Here is a 4,143-nt window from a genome sequence, read left to right as displayed (position 1 = left end):
TACTGCAGGGGGGACCCTGTGGGAGAGTAGGACGCCGCCGAACAATCATTCACAGAGAACCCCCACCCGGATCCCGGGTGGGGGTTCTCTGCGTTGTCTCTCCGCTGCGACTCACGGCATTCGACTCACGGCATTCGACGCACGGCATTCAGCGGGATCGAACGGCTCGGCCCACGGCTTCCTGAGACGCGTGGGCCGAGCCGGGCTCAGCTCGGCGCCTGGGCGGTGCCCCAGCTCGGGCGGCCCTCCCAGCTCTCGGGGGTCTTGGTGAGCGGGGCGACGTTGGAGCCGTCGCTCTTCATGGTGAACAGCTCGGTGCTGCCGTTGGCGGGGGCCTGGGTGAAGGCGATCGAGGTGCCGTCGGGGGAGTAGGAGGCCGCGCCGTAGTAGGCGTCGGAGGGGCCGGGGGTGAGGGCGCCGATGGCGGTCCCGTCGGGGTGGACGGTGTAGATGCCGCCGCCCGGGGCGTTGTCGGGGCCGGCCGGATAGGTGGTGAAGACGATCTGCGTGCCGTCGGGGGACCAGCTGGCCCGGTCGCCGGCGCGCAGCTCCCAGGGGGTGAGGAGGTGCAGCCCGGTGCCGTCGGCGTTGACGACGTAGAGGGCACGGCTGTTGGCGGGCTGCCCGGTGGCGCTGGTCTGGTAGGAGAAGACGATCTGCTTGCCGTCGGGCGACCAGGCGGGGTTGGTGACGTAGCCGGAGTAGGGCTTGTCGTTGGTGAGGAAGGTCAGCCGCTGGACGTTGGTGCCGTCGGGGCTCATGGCGTAGAGGTCGCTGAACTGGCTCTGGTTGGAGGCCGGGTCGGCGGTGCCCCAGGTCCGGCTGAAGGCGATCTGCTTGCCGTCGGGGGAGAAGGCCGGGGTGGTCTCCTGCTCGTTGGCGCAGTCGGCGGCGCCGGCCTCGCAGAGCGGGCCGAGCTGGCGGGCGTTCTCGCCGTCGGCGCCGATCGTCCAGATCCGGCCGGCGGATTCGCCGGTGGTGCGGTCGAAGACGAGGGTGGTGCCGTCGGGGGACCAGTCGGGGTGGTCGTCGCGGGTCTGCGCGGGGGGCTGGGTGAGCCGGCGTTCGCCGCTGCCGTCGGGGGCGACGGTGAACAGGGCGCTGGTGGTGCGCCGGTCGTCGAGGAAGACCCGGCCGGCGATCAGGCCGTTGGGCCGGGTGTGGGCGGCGGCGACCGCGACGGATCCGGCGGTCGGGGCGGCGACGGCGGGTTCCGGGGCGGGGGTGGGGGTGGCGGACGGGGGGTCGGCCCGGATCTCGCTGAGCGGGATCTCGCCGGGCTCGGCGCCGCAGCCGGTGAGCAGGGCGCCGGCCAGCAGCAGGCCCGCACCTGCGCGGGCGCGGGTGCGGGCCGTGGTGGTCTGTGGCAGCTGCCGTGTGCCGGTCATCGCCGTGTCATCTCCGTCTCTGGTGCGGGACAGGGCCCCCGAGGGAGCTGTCACTGTGGCAGATCGGGAGTGCGCGCGGGCGGGCGACACGCGACGCTGCGGCACCGGTCGGTCACACGGAGTATGAAGAGCGGACCGTCTGGTTGACCGAACGGGTACGGACCTTCGGCGCCGCCCCGCCGGGCGGTCAGCCCTGGCCTTCGGCCCCGGCGGCGCGGCGTTCGGCCTTGGCGGCGGCCTCCGCCTCGTCCTCGGCCTCCGCGGCCTCCAGGGTGGGCGCGGTGCCGCCGAGGTGGTTGGGCAGCCACCAGGTGTCGTCCGGGCCGGCCGGCTTGCCGGGGTACTCGCGCTGGGCGCGGTCCAGCATCTCGCCCATCGCGGCGCGCAGCCGGCGGGTGACCATCACGGGCTTGTCGGTGGGCGCCAGCTCGATCGGCTCGCCGATCATGATGGTGACGGGGACGTGCCGCTTGGTGAGGGTCTTCGGGCGGCCCTTGGTCCAGAGCTGCTGGGTGCCCCAGAGGACGACCGGCAGCAGCGGGGCGCCGGAGTCGGCGGCCATCCGGGCGGCGCCGGTCTTGAACTTCTTCAGCATGAACGAGCGGCTGATGGTCGCCTCGGGGAAGACCCCGACCACCTCGCCGGCCCGGAGTGCGCGGACCGCGGCCTCGTAGGCGGGCTGGCCGTCGGTGCGGTCGACCGGGATGTGCTTCATGCCGCGCATCAGCGGGCCGGAGACGCTGTGCTTGAAGACGTCGTCCTTGGCCATGAAGCGGGTCTTGCGCTTGCCACCGCGGTAGGCGCCGAGGCCGGCGAAGAGGAAGTCCAGGTAGCTGATGTGATTGCTCACCAGGACCGCTCCGCCCTCGGCGGGGATGTGCTCGGCGCCGACGATCTGGATGCGCACGTCGAGCGCGCGGAAGACGGTCAGTGCGGCGCCGATCACCGGCGGGTACACGAACTCAGCCACGGTCAGTCCTGACTTCCACGGGCGCTGGCGGCCCGGTACGGCGGTACCCGGGACCGTGCGTGGGGGCCGACCGGAGGCGCGGCACGCCGCGGCGGCCACGGGTGATACACGGAGATGATCCCCCGAACGAGTGCCCGCTGTCACCTGAGGCGGGCTGTCGGACGGGCGACGGGGGTGTGATCTCCGTGATGGGACGGACGGGAACCTTCCGGGCCCGGGGCCTCCGGGGTCGCGGCCGGGCCGCGCGCGGTGGTCAGGCCGCGGGGTCCGGGCGGCCCTGGGCGCGGCGGATCAGCAGGTACACCTCGCAGCCGAGGCAGTAGCCGAAGGCGGCGTTGAAGAAGGCCGCGGCGAGTGCGAAGGCGGTGGCCAGCAGGCCGAGCCAGGTCACCCCGGTGAGGAAGCCGAGCGTGCCGACGGTGGCGAAGACGAGGCCGACGGCCTGGGCGAAGCGCGGCGGACGCTCGTCCTCGGTCTCGGCGGGCGGCGCCAGCCGGGGGCGGATCAGCGTGCGGTACAGCCAGCCGTACGGGGAGCGGTGCGGGCCGCCGAAGGCGCCGAGGCCGAAGACGACGGCCTGGAGGGCGAGCAGCGGGCCGCTGCCGCTGAGCAGGACGGCGATCAGGACGAGGGTGGTGAGCGCGGCGGCGAAGCGCGGGCCGCGGGGGTCGATCTGCACGGGGACTCCGGGGTGGGGGCGTGGAGAGGGACGGCGGGGCGCGTCAGCGACAGCGCGAGGCCGTGGCCCGGCACAGGTCGACCACGCGGCGCGTGGTCAGCAGCGGCTGTGCGGGGCGGTCGGAGTCCACCCGGTGATCGTACGCGCGCCCGGACGGGGCGGTCGACCGCGCTGCCCGGGCCGCGGCCACCGCCGGGGCCGCGTGCGGCGGCCCCGGCGCTCTGGCGCAGACTGGGGGGATGACCGGGTTGGTGGTGTGCGTGATCGTGCTCGCGCTGGCGAGTGCCTTCGGGCTGCTGCGGGCGAGGCGCGACGGGAGGCTGCGGGTGCGCACGAAGGACGGGGCGGTACGGCTGTCGGCGGCGGAGCTGGGCGAGCCGCTCGGTGAGCGGGCCACGCTCGTGCAGTTCTCGACCGCCTTCTGCCAGCCGTGCCGGGCGACCCGCCGGGTGCTCGGCGAGGTCGCGGGCATGGTGGACGGGGTCGCGCACGTCGAGCTGGACGCCGAGGCGCGGTTGGAGTTGGTCCGCCGGCTGGAGGTCCTGCGGACGCCGACCGTGCTGGTGCTGGACGCGGACGGCCGGGTGGTGCGCCGGGCGGCCGGGCTGCCGCGCAGGGCGGACGTGATCGCGGCCCTGGGCGAGGCGGTCTGACCCGCCCGCCCGGCCGCGTGACGCCGGTGCGACGGGCGATCCGGCCGGGTTGTGCCGCCCCGTCGGGTGGTGCGGGGCGCGGCCTGGGGCAGGATGGGCGACGACGGCAGTGCAGGCCGTCCCGCAGCTCGTCCGGTCCGGGCTCCTCCGGGCCGTCGCGGGCACCGCGCGGGACGTCCGGCCGGGGTCCGGCAGCGTAAGCTACTGGCCAGTAGTGACCACTGAGCTACTGGCGAGTATGCTGCCAGGAAGTTCCGGACCGGCACGGGAAACCGCTGCCCGGAGCGGGTGCGTGCCGTGTTCGCGCCCGCTTGCACAGCCGCAGCCGCCGGACGAGACCAGTACAGGAGACAGGCCGTGAGCTTGAGGATCGTTGTCTGTGTGAAGTACGTGCCGGACGCGACGGGTGACCGTCGTTTCGCGGACGACCACACCACCGACCGGGAGGGCGTG

The 4,143-nt window shown here is 74.3% G+C and carries 4 protein-coding genes and 1 pseudogene; 2 read left to right on the top strand and 3 right to left on the bottom strand.

Going from position 1 to position 4,143, the window contains the following annotated elements:
- Window positions 1-206: 206 nt before the first annotated feature.
- The 3 genes from ACFVHB_RS39900 to ACFVHB_RS39890 all read right to left on the bottom strand — a co-directional run bounded on the left by ACFVHB_RS39900 (window position 207) and on the right by ACFVHB_RS39890 (window position 3,037).
- Window positions 207-1,388 carry a TolB family protein gene (locus ACFVHB_RS39900; RefSeq protein ID WP_380332862.1) on the bottom strand — a complete coding sequence of 394 codons (1,182 nt, stop codon included), beginning with the start codon at window positions 1,386-1,388 and terminating at the stop codon, window positions 207-209.
- 187 nt (window positions 1,389-1,575) lie between these two features.
- Complete coding sequence (locus tag ACFVHB_RS39895) at window positions 1,576-2,358, bottom strand: lysophospholipid acyltransferase family protein (RefSeq protein ID WP_380332861.1); 783 nt, start codon at window positions 2,356-2,358, stop codon at window positions 1,576-1,578.
- Between the two features lie 253 nt (window positions 2,359-2,611).
- Window positions 2,612-3,037 carry a DUF4395 domain-containing protein gene (locus tag ACFVHB_RS39890; protein WP_380332860.1) on the bottom strand — a complete coding sequence of 142 codons (426 nt, stop codon included), beginning with the start codon at window positions 3,035-3,037 and terminating at the stop codon, window positions 2,612-2,614.
- 239 nt (window positions 3,038-3,276) lie between these two features.
- Between ACFVHB_RS39890 and ACFVHB_RS39885 the strand changes: the two genes are divergently transcribed.
- Window positions 3,277-3,690, top strand: a complete 414-nt coding sequence (locus ACFVHB_RS39885; protein WP_380332859.1) for a thioredoxin family protein — start codon at window positions 3,277-3,279, stop codon at window positions 3,688-3,690.
- Window positions 3,691-4,047: 357 nt separating this feature from the next.
- Window positions 4,048-4,143 (top strand): annotated as a pseudogene (locus tag ACFVHB_RS39880) (electron transfer flavoprotein subunit beta); the annotation flags it as partial.

This window comes from Kitasatospora sp. NPDC127111 (assembly GCF_042677465.1).
In the GTDB taxonomy this organism is placed as follows: domain Bacteria; phylum Actinomycetota; class Actinomycetes; order Streptomycetales; family Streptomycetaceae; genus Kitasatospora.
The sequence above is the reverse complement of the archived record's forward strand: the minus strand, read 5'-3'. Positions and strand labels throughout refer to the sequence as shown.